This window comes from Streptococcus cristatus, from assembly GCF_003944225.1.
GTDB lineage: Bacteria > Bacillota > Bacilli > Lactobacillales > Streptococcaceae > Streptococcus > Streptococcus cristatus_K.
Window position 1 is genome coordinate 1 of record NZ_RJPN01000006.1, and the last position, 24214, is coordinate 24214.

Below are 24214 nucleotides of genomic sequence, written 5' to 3' on the forward strand. Positions count from 1 at the left end.
CGATCACCCTCTCAGGTCGGCTATGTATCGTCGCCTTGGTGAGCCGTTACCCCACCAACTAGCTAATACAACGCAGGTCCATCTGGTAGTGGTGCAATTGCACCTTTCAATTGACTATCATGCAATAATCAATGTTATGCGGTATTAGCTATCGTTTCCAATAGTTATCCCCCGCTACCAGGCAGGTTACCTACGCGTTACTCACCCGTTCGCAACTCATCCAGAAGAGCAAGCCCCTCCTTCAGCGTTCTACTTGCATGTATTAGGCACGCCGCCAGCGTTCGTCCTGAGCCAGGATCAAACTCTCATTAAAAGTTTGAGTTCTCACTCATTTCTGTCACTGACAGATTTATTGTTTTTTCTTTGTTCAGTACTACAACATATGTTGTAGCGCCCTGCACATTGGTTCGTCTTGTTCAGTTTTCAAAGGCCTTTATCGCTCTCTCAAGCGACAACTATATCAGTATATCACCTATACACTCCCTTGTCAACACTTTTTTGAAATTTTTTTATCTTTTTTTCATCTTTTCTTCCTAACCCCTCTAAAACCACCTATAACTCAATAAATTAAAAGGGAAAGGTAAACTCTTCCTACCTCTCCCTCATTCTCTATATCACCGTGCTGCTAAAGTCGCTTAAATATTCCTCTAACTCTCGCAACAGTCTTTTACGTCCCTTGAAGCGTTCATCGCCTAGTGAAATTTAGTATTCAAAGACACTAACTTAAATATGATCAAAATTGTAAAGTTGAGGATAGTGATCACACTCTGGATTTTTAGGATGGCAAATAGCCCGACCAAAGTAGATCATAGCTTGATGTGCGGCTAGCCAGCGTTCAGGTGGGAGAACATCCATAACACGTTTTTCAACTTCTAAAGGAGTTGCTGACTTTTTGACAATATCGTGGTGTTTACAAATGCGTTCAACATGCGTATCAACGGCAAAAGCTGGAATACCAAACCCTACACTCATGACCACGTTAGCTGTCTTACGCCCCACCCCAGCTAAAGTTTCTAATTCTTCCCGAGTCTGAGGCACCTGTCCATTGAAATCGTCCAAGAGTTGCTGGGCACATTTTTTCAGAAACTTGGCCTTATTTCGATAAAGTCCTAAGCGTGAAATGTGCTTGGCAATATCTGCCTCGGACGCTGCTGCCATAGCTTCTGGAGTAGGATAAGCTAAAAATAGATTTGGTGTAGCTTTATTAACTGCAGCATCTGTCGTTTGAGCGGATAACATGACTGCCACGAGTAGCTCAAAGTGATTTCTAAAATCTAAACTCGGTTTGGCATCAGGAAATAGGGCAATGATCTCCTCGATGACATGGCGTGCTCGTTTTTTTGATAAAACCATCAGTATACAATCTCCTTTGTTTGTTCTATATTATAGCATAAATTGATAAAGAAAAAGCCGAGCGTGCTCGACCTTTCTTAGACTGTTTTTTCAACTTTTAGTATTTTGACGTCATAACTGCCAACTGGTGTTTCTACTGTTGCAATATCACCGGTCTTCTTACCAATCAATGCTTGACCAATCGGACTTTCATTTGAAACTTTTCCCGCAAAGGCATCAGCACCAGCTGAACCAACGATAATGTATACTTCTTCTTCAGTCTCACCGACTTCTTGAATAGTAACAGTTTTACCGATGGCAACTTCATCTTTAGCAACTGAATCGCTATCAACAATCACAGCATAGCGAATTTTAGTCTCCAGACTTGAAATTTGTCCTTCAACGAAAGCCTGCTCATCCTTTGCTGCTTCATATTCACTATTTTCTGATAAATCTCCGTAAGAACGAGCAATTTTAATGCGTTCTACTACTTCTGGACGTCGAACCAATTTCAATTCTTCTAATTCTTGTTCTAATTTTTCCTTTTCTACAAGGGTCATAGGATAAGTTTTTTCAGCCATTACTTTATTTTCTCTCTTCTTTCTATTTTTTGATAAAACAAAATTATGTGGAAAACCACATAATTTAGTTAGAACTTTCACCTGATTGGTTTAATTTGCTATTAACGTGTTCTTCCACATTCTTAGCGTGTTCTTCGTAGGTATTTGCAAAATATACAGCCCCTGTCTCCACATTTGCTACAAAATACAAGTACTCTGTCTTACTTGGATTAATAGTAGCTTCGATAGCAGACAGGCTTGGACTATCTACTGGACCAGGCATCAAACCTTGCTTCTTGTACACATTATAAGGCGAGTCAAGATTTGTATTAATTTCAGCATCTTCTTTAAGAGTTGTCTTTTGACCAAGTTTTCCTTGAGCATAAAGAAGCGCAATATTGCTCTGAAGTGGCATAGCTTGGTTCAAACGATTATAAAAGACGCTCGCAATATCTTTGCGATCCTGATCAGTTGATCCCTCTTTTTCAACTAAAGAGGCAAGGGTTAAAACATCATTGACCGTCAGATTCTTAGACTCAATTGTTGAGTAATACTGCGATAGATTGGTATTCATAGCAGCCAACATTTGGTCAATCAGTTCTTCAACCGTGGTTTCTTTTCCATAATCATAAGTAGCTGGGAAAAGATAACCTTCAAGACGATATTTAACACCACTATCCTTGCTCGGCAAAGTTGCTAGAAGCTGCGGATATTTAGCTGCCATTTTTGCAATAAAATCTTCATCTTGAGCTTTATTTAGAAAATCTTCCTTGCTGAATGGTGTTTTAGTATTCTTGTTCGCAGTTTTTGCAGCATTGACAGTAGTTGCTTCGGCAATCTGCTCCAAGGTGTATCCTTCAGGAATTGTTATCTTGCCAAGAACTGGAGGCTGTGGTGTATCTGTTCCACCTTCTTGTAATTGCTTAGCAATCGTGTCTAAGTCCATACTCTTTTGAAGATTATAGTAACCAGATTGGAAATTACCATAACTTCTGATTTTTGAATAAAGATTAAAGACTTGAGCGTTCTTAATCAGGCCTTTCTTTTCTAAAATCTCTCCGATTTGTTTGGTGCTAGAACCAGCAGGAATTTCCACTGTCACATACTCTGCTGATTTGGCATCTACTGGTTTCAGCGCTGAAGAGACATAATTGTATCCTACAAAACCAGTAATACCAAGGCCCAATAGGAAAAGCACCAAGACTGTCATCACGATTCGATTGGCTAGGCCGTTTTTACGTTTTTTCTTTTTACTACTATTGGTACGATCTGCACGTGAACGTTTCTTTCCATGAGCAACATCTCTACGGCTTAGCGTTGGTTCTGCAGTAGAAAAGTCTTTTTTTACTTCTCTTTCATCTGTAGTGTTTGAATCAGCTAACACTGTTTCTTTTATCTCACCTGCAACTGGTACTGCCTTTTCTTGATAAGCTTCTGAATGAGGTACAGAAGTTTGAACCTCTCCAGACTCTATATTTTCCTTCTTAGCAACATCAGCTTGTCCTGGTCCATCAAAATTTGATGGAACTTCTGAAATCGTAGAATTACGAACTATATTTTCTAGCACATCTGCCTGAGTATGAACCGTAGGCTCGCTTTGTTCCACTGACTCTTCTACTTTGATCTTACTAGGTTCTTCCTCTACTGAAGTATCCTTCTCTAGAACCTCATGAGATTTTTCAACAGCAGAAACGAGAGATTCCAAGCTCTCCGCCAATTCCATTTCTTTACCTAAAAGAGGCTGCGCTTCTTCCTGAACTGAGTGATTTTGGGTACCATTGGCTGCTGCCAACTCATTCAAAATTTTCTCTTTAAAACTCAGCGTCTTTTCGTTATCCTGTGAATTTTCAGTCAAAAACTTGATCTCCTTCTTCATAATCCCTAACATTATATCTTAAAAGTCAGATAAATGCAATCATCTCCGACTTTTAAAACTATATTATTTATGAAAGTTATATCTGAGGATTTTCCCAAACCATATCAAACCATACTTCATCTGCATACGTTGAGGCTGAACGGCCTTCGTTGACAAAGTCATGTTGCTCATAGTAAGCTATCAAATAATCATGACAAGTGAGATTGATACCGTGGCGTTCATCTGCAATCGCAATTTCCTTCATAGTGTCCAACAAGGCTTTTCCGACTCCTAAGCCCTGTGCTTCTTTAGAAATAGATAGACTGGTCACAGAGATAAATCCGCCAGCCAGATAGCTATAATCTTCAACGTCCTCCGTAAAGGAAATATCTTTTAAATAGCGTTCTGGTCGGACAGGACCTTCTAAATAGCCCAAAATCTTGCCACTTTTTTCTGCAACCAAAAAAGTTGAAGGAATCGTTTCAATGTGCTTTGCCAATATTTCATGACTAATAGCCTCTTCTGGACTGAAATTTTCCAATTCGATAGCATAAATGGCATCTAAATCAGCCATTTGAGCTTGACGGATAATCATCACTTCTCCTTAAAATTGGGATTTTCCCATACCATATCAGACCAAACACCCCCACCGTGAGTTGAGTCAGAAATCCCTTCGTGGACGAAACCATTCATCTCAAAATAAGGTATCAGCTCATCATGGCAGGTAAGGCTAATGCCCTGCCGATGTTCCTGAACAACTGTCTCCTTGAGAGCTGCAATCAACAAAGTTCCGACACCCTGCCTCTGAAAATCCAGATGGACGGACAGACTTTGGACGGCAATGAAGCCACCTTCTGGAGAATTGGCACTCACTTTACTAAAGAGGTCATCTGTCAAATATCGCGCCTGAACAGCTGGTCCAACAATATAGCCCGCCAGCTCACCATGCAGCTCTGCTAGCAAAAAAGTATCTGGAATCTGCTCAATTCGCTCTTTGAGAACTTCTGAACTGGCTGCTTCCGCTGCTGGAAAATTCAGCTGCTCAATTGCAAGAATTTCCTCCCAGTCGCTCAAGTCAACCTGTCTGATTCGAATCGGTGCTTCCATCAAGTCTCCTCCTACTGAACGTTGCTGGTCAGATTGGAAAGGAGACGTTCAAAGGAATATTCATAGGTCTGGATATCTCCAGCTCCCATAAAGACGTAAACTGCATTATCGTGGTCAAGAAGTGGAGAAACATTATCCACATCAATAACCTTGGCCCGCTTCACAATCTTTTCAGCCAAATCTTCGACTTTGACATCGCCCCTATCCACCTCACGCGCAGATCCGTAAATCTGAGCTAGATAGACTGAGTCTGCTTGATTGAGGGCTTCCGCAAATTCGTCCAAGAGAGCAATCGTCCGAGTAAAGGTATGCGGCTGGAAGATGGCCACGATTTCCTTGCTTGGATACTTCTGACGAGCTGCATCCAGAGTCGCGATAATTTCCGTTGGATGATGGGCAAAGTCATCAATAATGACTGTGTCGTTGACAATCTTTTCTGTAAAACGGCGCTTAACCCCACTAAAGGTCTTGAGATGTTCCCTTACTAGATTCAAGTCAATACCTGCAATGTAGAGGAGACCGATGACCGCAGTCGCATTCATAATGTTGTGGCGGCCAAAACTTGGAATCTGGAACTCACCCAGCTCTTGCCCGCGGAAGGAAACTTTAAAGCCTGAACCACTGGTAGAGCGCAAGAGATCATGAGCGACAAAATCATTGCCTTCTTCCTTGAAACCATAGTAGTAAATCGGCGCATTTGAAGTAATACGGCGTAGTTGCTCGTCTTCACCATAAACGAAGAGCCCTTTGGTAATCTGCTTGGCGTAGTCGTTGAATGCATTAAAGACATCTTCCAAGCTTGTGAAATAATCTGGATGATCGAAGTCAATATTGGTGATAATCGAATATTCCGGATGATAAGGCATAAAATGACGTTCGTACTCGTCTGATTCAAAGACAAAATACTTGGCATTAGCAGAACCGCGACCTGTACCGTCCCCAATTAGATAGCTAGTATCTGTGATATTAGACAGAACATGAGAAAGAATACCCGTTGTCGAAGTTTTCCCGTGAGCACCAGCCACACCTAAGCTGACAAAGTCACGCATAAAGCTACCCAAAAATTCATGGTAGCGCTTGTAGCTAATACCATTGGCATCTGCATAGGCAATTTCCACATTGTTATCTGGACGGAAGGCATTACCGGCAATAATTTCAAAATCTGACTGGAGATTTTTCTCATCGAAAGGCAAAATGGGAATCCCAGCTTGCTCCAGACCACGCTGAGTGAAATAATATTTATCAACATCGCTCCCCTGAACCTTATGGCCCATCTGATGCAACATCAAAGCCAAAGCGCTCATACCTGAGCCCTTAATTCCGATAAAATGATAGGTTTTCGTCATGATTACTCCTTAAATCTTAAACAAATGAAGCCTTATTGCCCTTGGACATCTGAACTCAACTTGGTGATGTCCAATTCCTGAGCTTTTTTATGCTTATTGTGTTTTTCTCGCTTCTTGCCCTTGTTATAGACTTGGCTGGTTTTGAGAAAATCGTAGTTATTCTTTTTCTTTTTTTCTGGATTCGTTGGTACTTCTATGAGAGGTTGAGACTGAACATCTGCTAATATGTAGCTATCTTGCTTTAGCTTATCACTGAACTTCGTTAACTCACCTGGATTTTCCTTTTGGAAAGGGGCTGTTGGTTTAACTGGATTCCCCTCAAAAGGAGGTACCACCTTCCGACTACGAACCTTATTTGGGAGCTTGCTTGTCAAATAAGCAGCCGAACGTTTCTTCCTCAGATCAGCCCGAGCTTCCTCTCGTGCTTGCTCAGCATAGCGAATAGCTGGATCTTTCTTATCAATTGGCTTTTTAAAGTCCGTAACTGGAGCTTGCTTCTTTCTAGCTTTACTTACAGTTTGACTAGGAGCAGCAGGATTTTCTGGCTTAGCAATCGGCATCCATTCTAAATAATTACGGTCCTGGTAGTCCCCTTTAATGTTGCTAATCAGATCCAACTCATCGTACAAATTCATGTGCGGCATTTCTGTCAACATGATTTCGTCATCAGCAATTATAGGAAATTTAGTATTTGTCATAGCATGTCCTTTCAACTCTTCATTATTATAAACTATTCAAACTATTTTTCAAGCGATTCAGAAGAAATTCCAAGAATTTCTCGAATTTCTTCCATCGAAAGACTGGAGCGAGACTCAGCGCCATCCAGAATTGTTGAAACCAGATTTCGTTTAGTGTCCTGTAATTCCTGAATTTTTTCTTCTATAGTTCCCCGTGTAATCATACGATAAACTTTTACATTCCGTTCCTGCCCGATGCGATGAGCCCGACCAATAGCTTGAGCTTCTACTGCGGGATTCCACCAAAGATCCACTAAAATAACAGTATTTGCACCAGTTAGATTGAGACCCACACCACCAGCTTTAAGAGAAATCAGGAAGGCTGATCTTTCTCCTTGATTAAAGGCTTTGGTCATCTCCTGACGTTCTTTTGCTGGAGTTGAGCCTGTGATTTTGAAGGACTCCATTCCCATCTGGCTCAGTTCTTGCTCGATAATATCCAGCATGCCACGGAATTGTGAAAATATGAGAACACGATGATTGCCGCCTTGAATCTGCTCCAATAGCTCCCGCAAACTTTCCAGCTTGCCACTTTCCCCATCGTAATCCTCCATGAATAACTTGGGAGTATCACAAATTTGACGGAGTCGCATAAGACCAGATAAGATTTCAATTTTGCTGCGATTGATTTCTTCCTCTGTTGCATGGAGAATTCGCTCCTGCATTTGCTTGAGCAGTGCTAGATAAATCGTCTTTTGACTATCTGCAAGTTCGTTACGGTAAGAGACTTCAATCAAATCAGGAAGCTCCTGCAAGACTTCTTCTTTCTTACGCCTCATGACAAAAGGTTTAATATAGCGGGCAACTGTTTCTGCTGGCATCTTCAAAAAAGCTTTCTTGCTCGGTAATAAGCCCGGAAGGACGATCTGAAAAATTGACCAAAGTTCACCGAGATGATTTTCAATCGGCGTGCCAGACAAGGCATAAGTCCGCTCTACCTCAAAAGCCCTCAGATATTGAGCAATCTTGCTCTGATCATTCTTCATGACCTGTGCTTCGTCCAATATCAAATAGTCAAAATGAAGTCCTTTATACTCTTCAACATCTTGTCTGAAGGAAGCATAGCTGGTAATGGTAATCTGATGGTCTTCTGCAATCACAGCATCTCGAACATTTTTCAGTCCATAGACAACGGCCACATCTAGGTCTGGAGCAAATTTGGCAAACTCATCGCTCCAATTGTAAATCAGGCTCGACGGTGCCAATATCAAGACTTTCTTAGACTTGGTCAAATGAGCAGTCAAGAAAGAAATGGTCTGAAGAGTCTTTCCCAAGCCCATGTCATCAGCTAGAATACCACCAAATCCATATTTATTCAGCATGGATAGCCATTTCACACCCGTTTCTTGATAATCTCGAAGCGCTGCCTGAACTTTCAGCTTAGGCAGAGGAAAATCCTCAGGGTGGGTCAAATCATAAGCCAGCTGGCGAAAATTCTGCGACAAGTCAACTCTTTCCTGATCTTTGAACAATTCAGAGAGTTGATAGGCAGCCAAGCTATGCGTTTGGATAACCCCATTTTTAGAATGTTTGCTTCTCAATTGTTGCAAGGTCTGGCTGATTCGCTTACTATTCTCATCAAAAATCACAACTTGACCCGTCTTGCTGATAAAGTAATCCTTTTGACTCATCAGCGAATCTAGGACATCATCTACTTCAGACTGGTCGATACCAGTAAAATCAAAGCCGATATCCAAGAGCCCTCCATTTATACTGATGGAAACCTTCGGAGGTTCTGTTTGAGATAGGCCCAGTAGCTCATCTGACAAGTAGACATTGCCCAATGCTCTAAAGCGTGGAATCAAGACGGAGAAGAAGCGGTAAATTTCTTCGGGTCGTAAAGGCGGACGCTGGCTGATAAAATCATCTGCAAAACCTGCCTCCAGCATTGCTTTAAAAACTTGCTGTTCCCGCTCAAAATTACTGGCAAAAGGCAGCTTTCTCAGCTCTTCACGACTGGTGACAGTCTGACTACCATAATCAAAGACAAGATCCAGCAATACTTGCTTGTCAGCCCCTAAATAAAAATTGAAATCCACGGTAAAGTCATGAATGAACAGGCGCTCAGGCGCTGTCACACGGCCAATTTTTTTGAACTCGAGCAAGCTTACTGCCAGTTTGGACTGCTCAGACACATCAAACTGCAGGCGCTTGACGCGCTCTTGCTCAATCGGCAATTCCTGTAATGCCTTGATTAACTTGGTCTGCTCAGTCGTCAGCTGATAGAAGGTCTGATTATGAAAGATAAATTGCCCCCCATAGAGCATCTTATAATTCTTTTCAGATATCAGCAGCTCAAAAAAGTTTTCACGCTCTTGCACCTCAAACTGATAAATTCCCGCTTCTTCATGCAAGTCTTGGAAAAATACCTCAGCATAATCATAGAAGCTATATTCCAAACGGAACGAAGCAAGATTCATCAAGCGAGTCACACCTTCCTCAAAAAGACTGGCTGGAAAATAAAGGTGCCGTCCAGCATTGGGAAAGACCAACGAAGAGTCCTGCCCCTTATAATCCGTCACCAAGCCTCGTAAAAATTCTAGTAGGTCTTGACTGGCCTCATCAAAATTCTCCATGCGAATAGGCTCATAGTAGTTCTTACCGATTTGATAATGCCCACCCTTATTCAAGGTTCTCAAAAAGGACAAAATATCACGCACTACATAAGAACGCTCATCCGGCAGACGGCTAATCCGCAGGCTCCATAAAAATTGTCCTGTGTAAGTATCTTCCTGTCCAGTCGCTGATAGCTCATAACGGACTTGCTGACTGGATTTATCTAGCAAAATCTTATCCAAAAAAAGACTACCAAAAGAAACCAATTTCTGGGCTTCCTGACTAGAAGACTCTTTTTCTGTCATCTTCGCCAGCAGATCTTTACCTGCCGAATCATTTTTCAAAAAATATTCCAAGGCAGCCAGATGGGCGCAGTACTTCTTCTTTTGGAAAAAGTCACAGGAGCAGAAAACTGCATCATCATCTAGACTATAGCGTAGATTGTACTGATCCACGCGCGTGTATAAAAAGGAATCTTTGACGTCAAGAATTTCGACTTTTTTGCTGTCACAGAGGGCAATTCCTTCCGTTCGAATTTTACCAGGAATTAATTTAGCCATACCTACCACCTAACATTTATCCCTTTATTATACCATAGGACAGCTATAAAAACGAAATAGAATTTCTTTATTTGCAAACATTCTTTGAAGTAGAATGAGCGAGAGTTTTCCCTACTACAAAAAGCCATCCAAATTGGACGGCTCTTTTACATTATTTTACTTCTAACAAACCGATATCTCCATCTTCACGACGATAGATAACATTCGTTGTACTATCTTCAACATCTGTGTAGATGAAGAAGTCATGTCCCAACAAATCCATTTGCAAAATAGCTTCATCTAGATCCATTGGTTTCAAATCAATATGCTTAGAACGTACTACTTTGGAAGATGCTGCATCAGCGTCTTCTACTAAAGCATCAGTGAACAACTGGCTAGTTGCAATCTTGTTCCGATTTTTCTTTTCAATCTTTGTCTTATTCTTACGAATCTGACGTTCAATCTTATCGATAACTAGATCGATAGATCCGTACATATCTTGCGAAACATCTTCTGCCCGAAGGGTAATAGAACCAAGAGGAATGGTTACTTCGACTTTCGCCGTCTTTTCCCGGTACACTTTCAAATTTACCCGTGCATCAAGTTCTTGCTCTGCTTGGAAATACTTCTCAATCTTCTCAAGTTTAGAAACTACGTAGTCACGGAGAGCATCAGTTACTTCTAGGTTTTCACCACGGATACTATATTTAAGCATATAAGTACCTTCTTTCTAAACATAAATGTTTTATTTACAATATCATTATAACGCTTTCATTCCTTTTTTGCAAATATTTTCTTATCTTGCGAGTGAAAATGTCAAAACTTCTTTCACACCTGCTTCCAGCAATAATTCTCGAACCAATTGTAAGGTTTTTCCAGTCGTATACACATCGTCTATCAGAAGAATTTTTTCTGGCAGAAGGATATCTTTTACCAATGTGAAACATTGCTGACTGTTTAATCGTTCTTCGCGATTTTTACTGGATTGGGCAAGCGCATCCTGCTTTTCCAGCAAATGTTTATAAGGCAAGCCAGCTGCTTGCAAGAAGCCTTCCACCTGATTAAAACCTCGACTTTGGTATTTTTCAGGGCTGACCGGAATAGGAACCAGAGTATATTTTTTGAAGTTTTTGAGACTTTTTTTAAGAACTTCCGCAAAAACAAATCTTAGAAGATAATCTCCTTGAAACTTGTATTTGCTGAAATAATCCTTCATCAAATCATTATAAAGGAAGCAAGCCTGATGCTGCACTAAATAACCTTGCGCTTCCCATATTTGACAATCCGAGCAGACTTCCACCTCTCCATCCTTCCAGCAACGTGGGCAATGGATAGAGGAAATCGCTTCAAATCCTGCTCGACAATGTTTACAAATTGTATTTTGTTCTTTTTGCAATAAAATCAAGGAAGAAAAACTCCTATTTTCTTCGACTACTTGGCTGCATAACAGGCAATTTTTCATAGGCCAGCCTCCTTGTTCATCAGTTTGATTTCACGAATCGCTTTTTCGATTGAACGTGTGGTGCCGTCGTGAAAGAAGAATAAATCTCCCGTCGGCCTCTCCATGCTACGTCCCACTCGACCAGAAATTTGCACCAAGGCGCTACGGCTAAAGAGACGATGGCTGGCCTCCAGAACAAAGACATCTACACAGGGAAAGGTCACGCCACGCTCTAAGATGGTCGTTGTGACCAAAATGGTAATTTCTCGCTTGCGAAACTCTTCAACGATTTCTAAACGATTTTCAGTTGTCGAAGCTACAAATCCGACTCTTTCCGCTGGAAATATCTCCTCCAAAACTTGCGCAAATTCTTGACCTCTTTTGATTTCCGAGGCAAAGATCAGCAAAGGAAAGCCCGTTTTTCTCTGTCTCTCGATATACTTTTTCAGTTTAGGCGGCAATTTCTTTTTCGCTAGATATTTTTGAAAATCCGCCAGCCAAACTTTTTGGGGCACAATCAAAGGATTGCCATGGAAGCGGCGAGGAAGACTAAGGCGTTTTAATTCTCCTTTTTGGACTTTTTTATCCAACTCATCCGTCGAAGTGGCAGTTAAGAAAATTGTCGTTCCCTCCTCCTTGACCGACTGCTCCACAGCATGGTAGAGCACAGGATTGTCCACATAAGGAAAAGCATCTACTTCATCCACAATCAGCAAATCAAAAGCTCGATAAAATTTAAGAAGCTGATGAGTGGTGGCAATGACCAAGGGACTACGAAAATATGGCTCGGATTCCCCATGCAAAAGTGAAATAGGGCAGGCAAAATCCAGCTTGAGCCGGCGATAAAGCTCCAAACAGACATCAATCCGAGGGCTGGCTAGGCAAACGGCACCTCCGCGATCAATCACTTCTGCAATCACCTGATAAATCATTTCCGTTTTGCCCGCCCCAGTCACTGCATGGACTAGGCTATTCTGCTTTTGAACAACTGACTCTAACAGTCCCTGAGAAACTTTTTCTTGAAAGGCTGTCAATTGCCCCTGCCACTTGAGTACCTGATTTTCTGGAAAATCTTCCTGAGGGAAATAGTAGAGTTCTTGATCACTCCGAACTCGCCCCAAAATCAGACATTCCCTGCAATAATAGGCATTGATAGGTAGTTGGTCGTTCTCCTTGTCTACTTGAGAGCCACAGCGGCCGCAAAATAACTTTCTCCTTTCCTCTCGCATACTTGGCAGCTGCTGAGCATGCATGCGCAGTTCAGGGCTGAGCTGATCTTCTGTAAATATCCTACCTAGGCAATCTTTTCTTTCTAACATACTTTTTTATTCGTAAAACTTTTGGAAAAATCTATTTTTTTGTGTACAATAAAACTATGGAGTATAGAACAATTAGACAAGACGGCCAAGCCCAAGAAGAAATTAAAAAATCCCGTTTCATTTGCCATGCCAAGCGTGTTTACTCAGAAGAGGAAGCTCGGGATTTTATTGCAGCCATCAAAAAAGAGCACTATAAAGCCACTCATAATTGCTCTGCTTTTATTATCGGAGAAAAAAGTGAGATCAAACGAACCAGTGATGACGGTGAGCCCAGTGGTACAGCGGGCGTTCCCATGCTCGGTGTCATGGAAAATCACCAGGTGACTAATGTCTGCTTTGTGGTCACACGCTATTTTGGCGGGATTAAGCTAGGAGCTGGTGGACTCATTCGGGCTTATGCAGGCAGTGTTGCCTTGGCAATTAAAGAAATTGGCCTGATTGAAATCAAAGAACAGGCCGGTTTGCGCCTCAAAATGTCTTACAGCCAGTATCAAAACTTCGATAACTTTTTGAAAGCCGAGGATCTGATCGAATTTGATACAGAGTTTACAGATCTAGTGGCTACAACCATCTATATCGACAAGCAGGAAAAAGAACCACTAGAGCAAAAATTAATCGAGTTTTTCAATGGTAAAATCCAAATTGATGATCAAGGTTTGCGCGAGGTTGAAATTCCCTTAACAGTTGAATAATTTAAAAAGCTAGGCTGAGTGATAAAGAATTTTTATCGTGGTCATAGCTTTTTTATATTTTACAAAGTGCTACTTTCAGCTTATACTAGTCTCATTAAAGTATTGAGGTAGGAAAAATGGCAAACATTTATCAAAATATCACAGAATTAGTTGGAAGAACGCCAATTGTTAAACTAAATAATATCGTTCCTGAAGGAGCAGCTGAGGTTTATGTCAAGTTAGAAGCCTTCAACCCTGGCTCTTCTGTCAAAGACCGGATTGCTCTCAGTATGATTGAGGCCGCTGAGCGCGATGGCCTTATCAAGCCTGGCGATACTATCGTTGAAGCAACCAGCGGAAATACTGGCATTGGCCTTTCATGGGTTGGAGCAGCTAAAGGCTACAAGGTTGTCATTGTGATGCCAGAAACTATGAGTGTGGAGCGTCGCAAGATTATCCAAGCTTATGGAGCGGAGCTAGTTTTGACTCCGGGTAGCGAAGGAATGAAAGGGGCTATTGCCAAGGCAGAAGAAATCGCCCAAGAGCGAAATGGCTGGTTGCCACTACAATTTAACAACCCAGCCAATCCAGAAGTTCACGAACGAACAACAGGAGCAGAAGTTATCGCTGCTTTCGGTGAAACTGGACTGGATGCTTTTGTTGGTGGTGTCGGAACTGGTGGAACTATCTCTGGTGTTTCTCATGCTCTTAAAAAAGCGAATCCAAATGTCCAAATCTATGCGGTTGAAGCAGACGAATCTGCTATCCTTTCTGGTGAGAAACCAGGTCCTCACAAAATCCAAGGACTTTCAGCTGGATTCATTCCAGAGACCTTGGATACAGCATCCTATGATGGTATTGTCCGCGTGACTTCTGATCAAGCGCTAGAGTTAGGACGCCATATTGGTGGTCAGGAAGGTTTCCTAGTCGGAATTTCATCTGCTGCGGCTATTTTTGCAGCCATTGAAGTCGCTAAAAAACTAGGAGCTGGTAAGAAAGTCCTTGCCCTAGCACCTGATAATGGTGAACGTTACCTATCTACCGCTCTCTACGAATTTGACGCTTAATCGTGAAAATAGTTAACAAAATTCCTACCCGTTTGGGTAGGAATTTTTTACTCTTTTTGTTCTTTCAGAAAAGCTTTGGCTTCCCTTATCCAGATTGGCAATTGCTTACCTAAGGGCGCAAATCCAATTTTGCAACGATCGTTTGAAAAGCGATGTCGTCTCGGTAAACGATGTTTTTCTTCCTCTAAAGTGCGCATTGACAGGCTGGCCTTACCAGAAAACTCATCATAATCTACTACCTGCACAAGAACCTGATCACCAATTTTCAAAATATCGTGAATATTGTCAATATAGCCCGTCCGAATCTCAGAAATATGAATAAGGCCGATCAGACCGCTTTCTAGTTCGACAAAGGCACCGTAGGGCTGAATTCCTGTAATTTTACCCTTTAACTTATCTCCGATTTTCATTAGTCTATAACCTCAATCGTCTCAATGACAACATCCTCAAGTGGTTTATCCATTGAAGCTGTCTCAACCGCTGCAATTTTATCCAAAACTTCATAAGATGCCTCATCCACCAGTTGACCAAACACAGTATGTCGACGGTCCAAATGCGGTGTCCCGCCCTTGCTAGCATAAACTTCAGCGATTGGCTTCGGCCATCCTCCCCGGGTCAATTCCTTGGTTGAATAAGGAAGACTGCTATTTTGGACAATAAAGAACTGACTGCCATTGGTATTTGGTCCCGCATTCGCCATTGATAGGGCACCACGAATGTTATAAAGTTCCGATGAAAACTCATCTTCAAAGCGCTCGCCGTAGATAGACTCGCCACCCATGCCAGTACCTGTCGGATCGCCACCTTGAATCATAAAATCTTTGATAACTCGGTGGAAGATTACTCCGTCATAGTAGCCATCCTTTGATAAGGCGATAAAGTTGGCAACTGTTTTGGGTGCTTGCTCTGGGAAGAGTTGAATCTTCAATTCACCATAGTTTGTCTTGATCTTTGCAACTGGGCCTTGAACCTCATCAAGATGGAGCTGTGGGAAGGTCAATTCTTTCTCCACCATGCCCAATTGCTCTAAGGCGTCAAAGATGCCGTCTTCTTCGACCGTTTTTGTGACAAAATCAGCCTTTTTCTGCAATTCCTCATGGGAAACTCCCATAGCAATACTGAGCCCTGCATAGTCAAATAATTCTAAATCATTGAGTCCATCACCAAAAACTAAAACATTTTCTGGTTTGAAGCCTAGGTGTTCCACTACCTTGGCAACACCAGCTGCCTTTGAACCTTCTTTCGGTACGACATCCGATGAATGCTCATGCCAACGCACCATACGGAGAGATTTGGCCAAATCTTCTGGCAACTGCAAACTGTCACCTACATCCTCAAAAGTCCACATTTGATAGACTTCATGATCTTGGTAAAAATTAGGATTGACAGCCAGATCTGGATAAATGATATCAATTGCTGACGAAATCATAGGATTACGAACAGACAAAGCCGCTTCGTGACTGCCTACCAAACCGTACTCAATGCTCACTTCCTTGGTCCAAGCGATATAGGATTCCACACACTCTTGCGGAATGACCGTTTTAGCAATGACTTCGCCTTTTCTATTTTCAACATAAGCTCCATTCAAGGTAACAAAAAAATCAGGATCCAAGTCACGAATTTCTGGAACGACTCCAAAAATGCCACGACCAGAAGCAATTCCTGTCAGAATTCCCTTTTCTCTCAGTTGCTTAAATACAACTTTGATGGATTCTGGGATGAAGCCTGTTTCCTTGGCCCGCAAGGTATCATCGATATCAAAGAAAACAATCTTAATCTTTTTTGCCTTATATTTTAATTTCGCCTTCATATCTTCCTCTTTCAATTTAATCTTCTCTATTATATCATTAAAAATCATCTTGCGGAACAAGGTGATGCTGAAAAGCATAGACAACTGCCTGTGTTCGATCGCTCACTTCTAGCTTAGACAAAATATTGGACACATGCGTCTTGACCGTTTTCAAGGAGATAAAGAGCTCATCAGCAATCCTCTGGTTTTCATAACCTTTGGCTAAAAGCCCCAAAATATCCCGCTCCCGCGCTGTCAAATCCTCGTGAAGCTCTATATGATTTCGATGGTATTCGACCTTCTTACTGACTTCTGTTTCAATGGCAAATTCACCCTTTGCAACCTTTCTGACTGCATGGAGAATTTCATCCGCACTAGAAGTTTTCAGCATATAACCACGGGCACCCGCATCCAAGACAGGATAGATTTTTTCATTATCCAGATAGGACGTCAAAATCAAAATCTTTGCCTCTGGCCATTCTTTCAAGATAGCCAAGGTAGCATCAATGCCACTCATCTCTGGCATAACAATATCCATCATAATCACATCTGGACGGCTTTCCAAAGCCTTTTCGACACCTTCTCTACCATTGGTAGCCTCTGTCACTTCTTCAATATCGTCCTGTAATTCAAAAAAGCTTTTCAAGCCCAATCTGACCATTTGATGGTCATCCACTAGTAATATTTTCATCCTTTTCCCCTTCTAACAATGGAATACTGATTTCGATAGAAACTCCTTTTTTGGGAGCCGTCAGAATCTTCAAGGTGCCAGCCATATCATGCACTCGATCTTCAATATTTTTCAAACCATAACTCATGTCAGCCAAACTAGCTGGATCAAAACCGATTCCGTCATCAGAAACCTTGAGCTTGAGTCTATTTGGCGTCTGATAGAGATAGAGGTCCAGACGACTGGCCTGAGCATGGCGCAAGGTATTATTGATGATTTCTTGGATAATCCTAAAAATATGCTCCTCTATCTGCTTGGGCAGGCTGACCACCTCATGCTTAAACTGGACAGTCAAGTCCGACTTATCTGTCAACTCTTTGATTAAGACATTCATGCCCTCTACCAGGGTCCGATTTTCCAACTCTGTCGGCCGTAAATGTAAGAGCAAGATCCGCAAATCTTTTTGTGCTGTATCCAGAATGTCAGCGATTCCCTTTAACTGTTGCTGGAGATTGTCTTTATCAAGACTCTCCACATTTCCAGCGACACCTGAGAGAATCATATTAGCAGCAAATAGCTCCTGACTGACCGTATCATGCAAGTCGCGAGCAATCCGCTTGCGTTCTTTTTCAATAATCTTCTCTTCCGCCTGCAAGGCCTGATTCTCAGATTTCTGCAAATTTTCGGTTAGACTATCCAACTTTTCTTTCAAGTGGACGAAAGAATCATCTAATTCTGCCTGCCCGATTTCTTGTATGTCCCTGCCTTCTAAAATAGCTTTTAAATTCTTTTGAACTTGAGAAAGGGACAGATGCTGAAGGAAGCGCGCAGCAGCGGTCAAGAGAATAGTTAGCGCTGAGCCCAGAACCAGAACAAAAAAGGCAAAGGACTGGAGCAGTTCCAGATTATTCAGAAGCTTTTGCCATTCTAAATTAAAAAGATTAAAAATGTAGTGAAAGATAATCCCTAAAACGAAAAAGGTATAGAGGAAAATGACCAAATAACTTGTTTTTTTCACTTTCTAACAACCTCCACATTTCCTAAAAAGCTGACCAAAACAATTTTTACAGTTTTGCTGGCTCTCTTATAGTCAGACGTTGTCAACGAAATCGTTTCATTGCGTAGCTTACGTGGCGGATAATTTAAAAAATTCAAGTCTCCGTATAGGGTATTGATCTGAAGCTGAATTTCCACATCCAAAGGAATGACGATCTTGGTATCCCCAAATCCCTTACGAATCACAATCACATTATCATGATTGACCACAATGACATCTTCTAAGTGAATGGTGTCCTTACCCATCATTCTCAAGAGATTGATATCATGAAACTGGCAGTCATCCTTTGTGAAATGCTGTAAATCTCCCAACCAACGATTTTTTTCAGCTCGAACTTCGGTCGCATCTTCAAAGAAAAGATGAGTCTCCTGATTTTCCTTGTACAGATAAGGATAGGCTACAATCATGCCGTAAATTAAGGCAAAGAGCACAGCGGCTATAACGTAAGGATTGAGCATGACAATGAAAAAGAAGACAATCATAGTCGCGACTAATAGCGAATTGCCTCTCTGTTTACCAAAATAATAATATAAAAACAAAAGAAAGAGTAGCATGATGAGAACAACACGCGAAAAATCGGCAGCCAGCATGGTAACCAGCGCCATTGATAATAGAATCGCCTCAACAAAGATGAATAATTGAACTTTCCACATAGCTATTCCCTTCCTTACATCTCTATTGTAACAAAATTAAGCAAAAAAACCTCCGTCTGAGGCATGAAATAGAAAGATTATCCTATCTTTAGCAGCATCTCCTTTAGGTGCTAGACTTCTTTGCACTTTTCCTCTAAAAAGAAAAAAATCGCTTCAAATGCTGTTTAACCAAAACAAACACTTAAAACGATTTTTTAGTTTATTTCTATTGTTCAGACAAGCTTAGAAATGGACTTGTGCTTCCAAGCCAAAATGGTCACTAACAACTGGACCACGTTGCCCATCAAAAACAACAGCAGATCTTTCAATATTGGAATCTTTACTTGTAAAGATATAATCAATTTTTAGAGCATCTTTGTTCCCTGCCCAGCCAGCGATATCGCCTTCAACCGTCGCTGTACCGATCGTTTGGTCAGCCACCTTATGACTGTCCTGGAGAGCAAGTGGACTTTGGATAATGTGCTGATAGCCTTCGTAATCAACGGGATTGTTAAAATCACCCATGAGAACTAGCGGAGTCTCAGCTTGCAAAAGCTCAGATTCAAACTTAGCCCACTCTCCTTGGAAACCCTTATCCCACCAAGACAAGTGACAAGAAGCAACCGTGATAGGCTGACCATCAAGCTCTGTTTCTGCCAGTAAGACTTTACGCGTATGGTAGTCACTTGGATCATTGACATCAGACACCAAGAGTTCTCTTGCCTTCAGGGGATTTCTGGACAGAATTGCAACCCCTTCATTATAAATATCAAATCCAATATGGTTATAAGCCCAAGACCAGTAATAGTCCAGACCTGCCTCAGCTAGCTTCTCAACTAGACGTAGGGCATAGTGGTCCTGGTGAATCGGAATGGCGCCATCTACCGCATAATAGAAGGGAGCCTGAACAACCTGTTCAGACTCCACTAATTGATTGACTTCCTGCAGGCAAATGACATCATATTTTTCTTGAAGAATCCGCTCAGCTAGCTGATTTAGCTTGCTTTCTTGCTCTTCTTCCATCCAACTATGAGTATTTAAAGTCAGGAATTTTGCCATGATTTCTCTTTTCTATCTTACAATTCTACTTTAGCCACAACTGTCTTAGCAGCGACTTTACCGAATTTCTCAACTGCTACTGATTTGATTGCTGGAGCATTTGTGAAGACAACGATAGTGGTTGTTTCACGACCCGCTTCTTTAATAGCCGCCAAATCTGCTGTTACCAATAGATCACCTGCTGCAACAGTTTGTCCTTCTGCTACATGTACTTCAAAAGGTTTGCCTTCAAGGCTAACAGTATCCAAACCGATATGAACAAGAACTTCAAGACCAGCTTCAGTCAAAAGACCAAGAGCATGTTTTGTAGGGAAGACACTTGTCACTTTACCAGCTACTGGAGAATAAATCTTGCCATTTGCTGGCTCAACCGCAAATCCGTCACCCATCATCTTTTGTGAGAAGACTGGATCCTTAACATCTTCCAACTTGACAACTTCACCATCAGCAACGGTTTCAATTGCTTCTGTCACACCTTTGTAGCTAACTGCTGCAGCTGCAGACTCAGCTTTTTGACTTGGTAAAGTTTCAGGAATCACTTCTCCTGAATCCAACAAGTCTTGGATATCAGATTTAAGAACGTCAGCTTTTGGTCCGTAGATGGCTTGAACACCTTGGCCTTTCATAACCAAGCCCATAGCGCCTTCAGCTTTCCACTGCTCTGCTGTTCCAACTTTTTCAGCATCTTTGACAGTTACACGCAGACGAGTCATACATGCATCTACATCAACGATATTAGCGCGACCACCTAGAAGATTGATAACATTAACGGCTTGAGAAGCTGCAGCAACTTTACCATTACCAGATTCTGATGAAGAAGCTTCATCTGAACCTTCTGCTGTTTCATAGTTACCGTTACGTCCTGGAGTTGCATAGTTGAATTTCTTGATCATGAAGTTAGAAATGAAGTACATGATCACTGCAAAGAGAACTGTAACCCAGATAAAGTTGATGACATCCATACCCAAACCAGCATTGATTGCCATTGGAGTACGAGTCAAGAATTCGATTGATCCGAATGAGTGTACACGAAGGTTGACGATATCAGCCATTGCAAATGCAGCACCTTGTACAAAAGCATAGATGATATACAGCGGTGTTGCAACAAACATGAACATGTACTCGATTGGTTCAGTAACCCCTGTCAAGAAGGTTGCCAAAGCAGTCGCAATCATCATACCTTTGTATTTGTGTTTCTTGTCAACATCTACATTGCGGTAAATAGCTGCAGCAACACCCATAAGGATACCAAATGAACCGATCATTTGTCCAACTTTGAAGCGGGCTGGATGGAATGTGTCAAGCAAATATTGGTACTTAGTAGGATCAGCTGTCTTAGTACCAACTAAGTCAGTTGCCCAAGCCAACCAAAGTGGATCTTGTCCAAATACTTGAGTTCCTTTAGCAGCACCAGTCAATACTTCATAAGTTCCCCCAAGTTGAGTATAGTTCATTGGGATAGTCAACATGTGGTGCAAACCAAATGGAAGCAAGAGACGTTCTAAAGTACCATAGATGAATGGTGCTAGGATTGGTGCAGTATCTTGTGAATTTGCAATCCAAACACCGAAGTTGTTGATACCTGATTGAACAACTGGCCATACGAATGACAAAACAATTGCTACGATTGCTGAACGCAAGATAACAACGAATGGTACAAAACGCTTACCATTAAAGAATGACAAAGCATCTGGCAATTTACGGAAGTTGTAGTATTTGTTATAAGCTGTTGCTCCGACAAAACCAGCGATGATTCCGACGAAAACCCCCATATTCAAAGCAGGAGACTCAAGAACACTGATAAAGTAATCAGAAACCTTGATGCTTCCTCCTAAGAAAGTGTTAACCACTGCTTTAGAATCTTTCAGCATATCGCTTGATACACCAAACATAACCCCAGTAATACGGTTAATCAAAATGAAGGATAAACCTGCCGCAAAGGCACCACCAGCACGTTCTTTCGCCCAGCTACCTCCAATAGCAAGAGCAAAGAGGATATGCAGGTTACCGATAACCCCCCAACCAATTTGTTCTAAAACGCCACCAGTAGTCACTAGAAAACCTAGCTCAGGATTGATCATCGGAATTGACTTACCAATACTGATCATCAAACCTGCTGCGGGCATAACCGCAACAACCACCATCAAAGCTTTACCGAATTTTTGCCAAAATTCAAAGCTAAAAATGTTTTTGAATGAATCTTTCATCATCCAGACCTCCTTATATTTTCACAAACCACCCCTTGATGAAATCGTTTGCATTGAATAATACTATTATACCACTATTTTTAATTTTGTAAAGGCTTTTATAAAAATTATTTTGGGACTTTTTCCTATATTTAGTGGAATAATATATAGAATAAGGTGAAATTTTAGCATGCAAGCGATTGCGTATGTTTCCGTAAATTTGCTGAAATAACAATAAAAAAAGCCGAGAAACATTCAATTCCATGTTTCTACAGCTTCTATACTATTTATATTCTTTTTTATAGCGGTCAGCTTCTGCCTGATTAGCCCAGACATAGTGACCAGGACGGATCTCAACCATGCTAGGTTGATCCACTGAGTAGTCATGCTGCTCTGGATCGTAAACCTTTAAGACCTTTTTGCGTTCCAGAATTGGGTCTGGAATAGGCACAGCAGACAAAAGAGACTGCGTATAAGGGTGAATAGGGTTGTTAAACAACTCTTCCGTCTCTGCCACCTCAACGATAACCCCTTTATAGATAACAGCGATTCGATCTGAAATAAAGCGAACTACAGAAAGATCGTGAGCGATAAAGAGATAGGTCAAACCAAGTTCTTTTTGGAATTTTTTCAAAAGGTTCAAGACTTGCGCACGTACAGAAACGTCCAAGGCAGAGATTGGCTCGTCCGCAATGACGAAATCTGGCTCCATGACTAAGGCACGAGCAATCCCAATCCGCTGACGTTGACCACCAGAAAATTCGTGGGGATAGCGTGTCAAATGCTCAGCTAAAAGACCAACTTCACGAATGATATTCTTAACCTTTTGCTGACGGTCTTCTTCATTTTCAAAAAGATGATAGTTATAAAGACCTTCTGAAATGATATAGTCAACCGTCGCACGCTCATTCAAGCTGGCAGCTGGATCTTGGAAAATCATTTGAATCTTACGGATCAATTCAGCTTCCTCAGCTTTAGATTGCTTCCCGTTGATTTTTTTACCTTCGTATAAGATGTCACCTGCACTGGTATCGTTCAAGCCGATGATAGCGCGGCCGATGGTTGTCTTACCAGAACCAGATTCACCTACTAGGGAAAAAGTTTCTCCTTTATTGATAAAGAAATTTGCATTTTTTACAGCTACAAATTTCTTACTTCCTTCGCCGAAGGAAATTTCTAAATCTTTAATTTCAACTAATTTTTCAGTCATTTCCTTCCTCCTAAGCTTCTAAGTGATTGAAGCCCATTTTTGAACGAATTTTATCATGAAGGTTTTCGATAATAGCTGGCTTCTCAACTCTTGGTGCATCTTCGTGCAAGAGCCAGGTCTTAGCCCAGTGCGTATCGGTAACCTGAAAGGCAGGAGCTTTTTCTTCGAAATCGATAGCCATTGCATAGTCCGAACGAAGTGCAAAAGCATCCCCTTTAATGCTAGTATATAGCGACGGTGGTGTACCTGGAATCGAGTAAAGTTCACCATTTGCTTCAGCTAACTGCGGCAAGCTAGACAGCAGACTCCATGTATATGGATGTTTTGGATCGTAGAAGATTTCCTCAACTGTTCCATATTCAACGATTTCACCAGCATACATAACCGCCACTTTATCAGCAATACTTGCTACAACACCAAGGTCGTGGGTGATAAAGACAGTCGTGAAATGATATTCTGCCTGCAATGACTTGAGCAAGTCAATAATTTGGGCTTGAATCGTCACATCGAGGGCCGTTGTTGGCTCATCACAGATTAGAATATCTGGACGGCAAGCCAAGGCGATCGCGATAACAATCCGTTGGCGCATCCCACCAGAATATTGGAAGGGATACTCTTCAAAACGTCTTTCAGCGTCTGGAATTCCAACTTTAGTCATGTAGTCGATTGCCATTTCTTTGGCTTCTTTGCTTGTTTTTCCTTGGTGTTTTATGATAACTTCGGTAATTTGACTTCCGATTGTATTAATCGGATCTAGACTAGTCATCGGATCTTGGAAAATAGTCGCAATTTTAGCACCACGAATGGGTTCCCAGTCCTTGTTGCTCTTTAGGGCAGTCAAATCAGTTCCTCGGTAATCAATCGTTCCTTGCGCTACACGGCCATTTTCTTCCAACATTCCAGTAAATGTTTTTGTCAAAACAGATTTACCGGAGCCAGATTCTCCAACCAAAGCTAGAACTTCACCTTCAACTAGGTCAAGGGAAACGCCTCGAATGGCAGTCAATACTCTGTCACGAACGTCAAATTCCACGACAATATCGCGAGCAGTCAATATTACATTTTTATTTTTTGTCATATT

General features: G+C 41.5%; 22 protein-coding genes and 1 rRNA gene. 2 read left to right on the forward strand and 21 right to left on the reverse strand.

The window, feature by feature from the left end:
- From D8797_RS06785 to D8797_RS06850, 12 genes are all read right to left on the reverse strand, one after another.
- Nucleotides 1-313: ribosomal RNA gene (locus D8797_RS06785) — 16S ribosomal RNA — on the reverse strand; the annotation flags it as partial.
- A 410-nt stretch (nucleotides 314-723) separates the two neighbouring features.
- Nucleotides 724-1353: an endonuclease III gene (gene nth / locus D8797_RS06800; protein ID WP_125379773.1), complete on the reverse strand. Its 630-nt coding sequence runs from the start codon at nucleotides 1351-1353 to the stop codon at nucleotides 724-726.
- Nucleotides 1354-1430: 77 nt separating this feature from the next.
- Nucleotides 1431-1913: a transcription elongation factor GreA gene (gene greA, locus D8797_RS06805; protein WP_005592281.1), complete on the reverse strand. Its 483-nt coding sequence runs from the start codon at nucleotides 1911-1913 to the stop codon at nucleotides 1431-1433.
- 64 nt (nucleotides 1914-1977) lie between these two features.
- Nucleotides 1978-3780 (reverse strand): endolytic transglycosylase MltG, encoded by a 1803-nt coding sequence (gene mltG / locus D8797_RS06810; RefSeq protein WP_068981953.1) that lies wholly within the window; start codon nucleotides 3778-3780, stop codon nucleotides 1978-1980.
- 64 nt (nucleotides 3781-3844) lie between these two features.
- Nucleotides 3845-4342 (reverse strand): GNAT family N-acetyltransferase, encoded by a 498-nt coding sequence (locus D8797_RS06815; protein ID WP_045500921.1) that lies wholly within the window; start codon nucleotides 4340-4342, stop codon nucleotides 3845-3847.
- On the reverse strand, nucleotides 4342-4854 hold the full coding sequence (locus D8797_RS06820) for a GNAT family N-acetyltransferase (RefSeq protein ID WP_125379774.1): 513 nt from the start codon (nucleotides 4852-4854) through the stop codon (nucleotides 4342-4344). The genes D8797_RS06815 and D8797_RS06820 overlap by 1 nt, the downstream gene beginning before the upstream one ends.
- 11 nt (nucleotides 4855-4865) lie before the next feature.
- Nucleotides 4866-6200: a UDP-N-acetylmuramate--L-alanine ligase gene (murC, locus tag D8797_RS06825; protein WP_125379775.1), complete on the reverse strand. Its 1335-nt coding sequence runs from the start codon at nucleotides 6198-6200 to the stop codon at nucleotides 4866-4868.
- A 32-nt stretch (nucleotides 6201-6232) separates the two neighbouring features.
- The gene (gene zapJ, locus D8797_RS06830) at nucleotides 6233-6898 is read right to left on the reverse strand and encodes a divisome accessory protein ZapJ (protein ID WP_125379776.1); all 666 of its coding nucleotides are present in this window, start codon (nucleotides 6896-6898) and stop codon (nucleotides 6233-6235) included.
- A 41-nt stretch (nucleotides 6899-6939) separates the two neighbouring features.
- Nucleotides 6940-10053, reverse strand: coding sequence for a pilus expression-regulating Snf2 family helicase (locus D8797_RS06835; protein WP_125379777.1), 3114 nt, complete (start codon nucleotides 10051-10053; stop codon nucleotides 6940-6942).
- A 151-nt stretch (nucleotides 10054-10204) separates the two neighbouring features.
- Nucleotides 10205-10747 carry a ribosome hibernation-promoting factor, HPF/YfiA family gene (hpf, locus tag D8797_RS06840; RefSeq protein WP_125379778.1) on the reverse strand — a complete coding sequence of 181 codons (543 nt, stop codon included), beginning with the start codon at nucleotides 10745-10747 and terminating at the stop codon, nucleotides 10205-10207.
- An 81-nt stretch (nucleotides 10748-10828) separates the two neighbouring features.
- Nucleotides 10829-11494 carry a ComF family protein gene (locus D8797_RS06845; RefSeq protein ID WP_125379779.1) on the reverse strand — a complete coding sequence of 222 codons (666 nt, stop codon included), beginning with the start codon at nucleotides 11492-11494 and terminating at the stop codon, nucleotides 10829-10831.
- Entirely contained in the window at nucleotides 11491-12792 is a 1302-nt protein-coding gene (locus tag D8797_RS06850; RefSeq protein ID WP_125379780.1) for an ATP-dependent helicase ComFA, read from the reverse strand. Before D8797_RS06850 ends, D8797_RS06845 begins: the two co-directional genes overlap by 4 nt.
- Nucleotides 12793-12848: 56 nt before the next feature.
- On the opposite strand from D8797_RS06850, the gene D8797_RS06855 reads away from it, so the two are divergent.
- Both D8797_RS06855 and cysK read left to right on the forward strand, forming a co-directional pair.
- On the forward strand, nucleotides 12849-13484 hold the full coding sequence (locus D8797_RS06855) for a YigZ family protein (protein WP_125379781.1): 636 nt from the start codon (nucleotides 12849-12851) through the stop codon (nucleotides 13482-13484).
- Nucleotides 13485-13600: 116 nt separating this feature from the next.
- Nucleotides 13601-14530 (forward strand): cysteine synthase A, encoded by a 930-nt coding sequence (gene cysK / locus D8797_RS06860; RefSeq protein WP_125379782.1) that lies wholly within the window; start codon nucleotides 13601-13603, stop codon nucleotides 14528-14530.
- Between the two features lie 47 nt (nucleotides 14531-14577).
- On the opposite strand, the gene D8797_RS06865 is transcribed toward cysK, so the two are convergent.
- The 9 genes from D8797_RS06865 to D8797_RS06905 all read right to left on the reverse strand — a co-directional run bounded on the left by D8797_RS06865 (nucleotide 14578) and on the right by D8797_RS06905 (nucleotide 24211).
- The gene (locus D8797_RS06865) at nucleotides 14578-14940 is read right to left on the reverse strand and encodes a S1 RNA-binding domain-containing protein (RefSeq protein ID WP_005591890.1); all 363 of its coding nucleotides are present in this window, start codon (nucleotides 14938-14940) and stop codon (nucleotides 14578-14580) included.
- Nucleotides 14940-16340, reverse strand: coding sequence for a bifunctional Cof-type HAD-IIB family hydrolase/peptidylprolyl isomerase (locus D8797_RS06870; RefSeq protein WP_125379783.1), 1401 nt, complete (start codon nucleotides 16338-16340; stop codon nucleotides 14940-14942). The genes D8797_RS06865 and D8797_RS06870 overlap by 1 nt, the downstream gene beginning before the upstream one ends.
- A gap of 37 nt (nucleotides 16341-16377) precedes the next feature.
- Nucleotides 16378-17010, reverse strand: coding sequence for a response regulator transcription factor (locus D8797_RS06875; protein ID WP_125379784.1), 633 nt, complete (start codon nucleotides 17008-17010; stop codon nucleotides 16378-16380).
- On the reverse strand, nucleotides 16988-18007 hold the full coding sequence (locus tag D8797_RS06880) for an envelope stress sensor histidine kinase LiaS (RefSeq protein ID WP_125379785.1): 1020 nt from the start codon (nucleotides 18005-18007) through the stop codon (nucleotides 16988-16990). The genes D8797_RS06875 and D8797_RS06880 overlap by 23 nt, the downstream gene beginning before the upstream one ends.
- Complete coding sequence (liaF, locus tag D8797_RS06885) at nucleotides 18004-18699, reverse strand: cell wall-active antibiotics response protein LiaF (protein WP_125379786.1); 696 nt, start codon at nucleotides 18697-18699, stop codon at nucleotides 18004-18006. Before liaF ends, D8797_RS06880 begins: the two co-directional genes overlap by 4 nt.
- Before the next feature lie 222 nt (nucleotides 18700-18921).
- On the reverse strand, nucleotides 18922-19737 hold the full coding sequence (locus tag D8797_RS06890) for an endonuclease/exonuclease/phosphatase family protein (protein ID WP_125379787.1): 816 nt from the start codon (nucleotides 19735-19737) through the stop codon (nucleotides 18922-18924).
- 17 nt (nucleotides 19738-19754) lie between these two features.
- Nucleotides 19755-21947 (reverse strand): PTS transporter subunit IIBC, encoded by a 2193-nt coding sequence (locus tag D8797_RS06895; RefSeq protein WP_125379788.1) that lies wholly within the window; start codon nucleotides 21945-21947, stop codon nucleotides 19755-19757.
- A 259-nt stretch (nucleotides 21948-22206) separates the two neighbouring features.
- Nucleotides 22207-23133, reverse strand: coding sequence for an ATP-binding cassette domain-containing protein (locus D8797_RS06900; RefSeq protein WP_061423515.1), 927 nt, complete (start codon nucleotides 23131-23133; stop codon nucleotides 22207-22209).
- Between the two features lie 10 nt (nucleotides 23134-23143).
- The gene (locus tag D8797_RS06905; RefSeq protein WP_125379789.1) at nucleotides 23144-24211 is read right to left on the reverse strand and encodes an ABC transporter ATP-binding protein; all 1068 of its coding nucleotides are present in this window, start codon (nucleotides 24209-24211) and stop codon (nucleotides 23144-23146) included.
- Nucleotides 24212-24214: the final 3 nt, after the last annotated feature.

Bases quoted from the DNA above. Each gene is read 5' to 3' on its own strand.
- D8797_RS06890 (WP_125379787.1), bottom strand. From the start codon at position 19,737: ATGGCAAAATTCCTGACTTTAAATACTCATAGTTGGATGGAAGAAGAG.
- greA (WP_005592281.1), bottom strand. From the start codon at position 1,913: ATGGCTGAAAAAACTTATCCTATGACCCTTGTAGAAAAGGAAAAATTA.
- D8797_RS06855 (WP_125379781.1), top strand. From the start codon at position 12,849: ATGGAGTATAGAACAATTAGACAAGACGGCCAAGCCCAAGAAGAAATT.
- cysK (WP_125379782.1), top strand. From the start codon at position 13,601: ATGGCAAACATTTATCAAAATATCACAGAATTAGTTGGAAGAACGCCA.
- liaF (WP_125379786.1), bottom strand. From the start codon at position 18,699: ATGTGGAAAGTTCAATTATTCATCTTTGTTGAGGCGATTCTATTATCA.
- D8797_RS06875 (WP_125379784.1), bottom strand. From the start codon at position 17,010: ATGAAAATATTACTAGTGGATGACCATCAAATGGTCAGATTGGGCTTG.
- D8797_RS06850 (WP_125379780.1), bottom strand. From the start codon at position 12,792: ATGTTAGAAAGAAAAGATTGCCTAGGTAGGATATTTACAGAAGATCAG.
- D8797_RS06835 (WP_125379777.1), bottom strand. From the start codon at position 10,053: ATGGCTAAATTAATTCCTGGTAAAATTCGAACGGAAGGAATTGCCCTC.
- D8797_RS06895 (WP_125379788.1), bottom strand. From the start codon at position 21,947: ATGATGAAAGATTCATTCAAAAACATTTTTAGCTTTGAATTTTGGCAA.
- murC (WP_125379775.1), bottom strand. From the start codon at position 6,200: ATGACGAAAACCTATCATTTTATCGGAATTAAGGGCTCAGGTATGAGC.
- D8797_RS06845 (WP_125379779.1), bottom strand. From the start codon at position 11,494: ATGAAAAATTGCCTGTTATGCAGCCAAGTAGTCGAAGAAAATAGGAGT.
- D8797_RS06820 (WP_125379774.1), bottom strand. From the start codon at position 4,854: ATGGAAGCACCGATTCGAATCAGACAGGTTGACTTGAGCGACTGGGAG.
- D8797_RS06870 (WP_125379783.1), bottom strand. From the start codon at position 16,340: ATGAAGGCGAAATTAAAATATAAGGCAAAAAAGATTAAGATTGTTTTC.
- hpf (WP_125379778.1), bottom strand. From the start codon at position 10,747: ATGCTTAAATATAGTATCCGTGGTGAAAACCTAGAAGTAACTGATGCT.
- nth (WP_125379773.1), bottom strand. From the start codon at position 1,353: ATGGTTTTATCAAAAAAACGAGCACGCCATGTCATCGAGGAGATCATT.
- D8797_RS06900 (WP_061423515.1), bottom strand. From the start codon at position 23,133: ATGACTGAAAAATTAGTTGAAATTAAAGATTTAGAAATTTCCTTCGGC.
- D8797_RS06905 (WP_125379789.1), bottom strand. From the start codon at position 24,211: ATGACAAAAAATAAAAATGTAATATTGACTGCTCGCGATATTGTCGTG.
- mltG (WP_068981953.1), bottom strand. From the start codon at position 3,780: ATGTTAGGGATTATGAAGAAGGAGATCAAGTTTTTGACTGAAAATTCA.
- D8797_RS06865 (WP_005591890.1), bottom strand. From the start codon at position 14,940: ATGAAAATCGGAGATAAGTTAAAGGGTAAAATTACAGGAATTCAGCCC.
- zapJ (WP_125379776.1), bottom strand. From the start codon at position 6,898: ATGACAAATACTAAATTTCCTATAATTGCTGATGACGAAATCATGTTG.
- D8797_RS06815 (WP_045500921.1), bottom strand. From the start codon at position 4,342: ATGATTATCCGTCAAGCTCAAATGGCTGATTTAGATGCCATTTATGCT.